Raw genomic sequence first — 820 nt, 5'->3', positions numbered from 1 at the left:
GCGTGGGGGAGGTGGTCACGGTGGGGGACTCGGTCGCGAAGTTCGCGGGGTCGTCGTCGGACGAACCCGACAAACCGGTGAAAGCCACGGCCCCCACACCCACCAGGACGAGCAGGGCCGCACCACCGAGCGTGACGGGGGCCATGTACCGCCGGGCACCCGAGCGGGCCGGAGTCGCAGCGCCTTCGGGGGATTGAGTGTCCTCACCGAATAAATCGTCCTGGATGGAGTTGCCCATGCAAAAATTCCCTCGAGATCGCCCGTGCGTGTCCACGACCGGACCGTGTTCTCCCCGGGCCCGGTGCGTTCACGTGACTTTACCGCGTGCCGGCTTCCCCGCGCACAACCGCTCGTGAGAGCGCAGCGCCGACGTCAGGACCGGTTGGCCCCGAAGACGATGTCGTCCCAGCTCGGCACGGAGGACCGCTTGGCCTTGGGGGTGCGACCCCGTGGGCCCGGGGCGGGACGGTCGCTCGATCCCGATTCGTCCGTGGTGTCCGCATCGCCGGAACGGGCCGGTTCGTCGGTGCCCTGCGCGGCGGGCTCGTCCTCGTCCGCCACGTCCGTGGCCGTGCCGGAGGCGTCGACGGCGAACGCGCTATCCGACGTCGTGTCGCGCGCTTCGGTCTCCGTGGCCGCGTGTTCGTCCTCACCGGAGTTCTCCGACCCGGAGTCCTCAGGCGCGGGATCCTCGGACGTGCAATCCGCAGGCTGGTGGTCCGTGACAGCGGAGGGGACGTTCTCGTTCCGGGAGGCTGCGGGGGAGTCGTCGTACGAGCCCTTCCCGAACGGCACGGCGGGGGCAGCTGCGTTCCGGGAG

1 protein-coding gene and 1 pseudogene are annotated in these 820 nt (G+C 70.4%); both read right to left on the bottom strand.

Going from position 1 to position 820, the window contains the following annotated elements; genetic code table 11:
- The coding region (locus J1M36_RS00865; protein WP_206478334.1) for a hypothetical protein at nt 1–238 on the bottom strand (238 nt) is incomplete at its 3' end.
- Nucleotides 239–372: 134 nt separating this feature from the next.
- Nucleotides 373–820: pseudogene (locus J1M36_RS00860) on the bottom strand (hypothetical protein); the annotation flags it as partial.

This window comes from Kocuria sp. KRD140 (genome assembly GCF_017168375.1).
GTDB classification, from domain to species: Bacteria; Actinomycetota; Actinomycetes; order Actinomycetales; family Micrococcaceae; genus Kocuria; species Kocuria marina.
The sequence above is the reverse complement of the archived record's forward strand: the minus strand, read 5'-3'. Positions and strand labels throughout refer to the sequence as shown.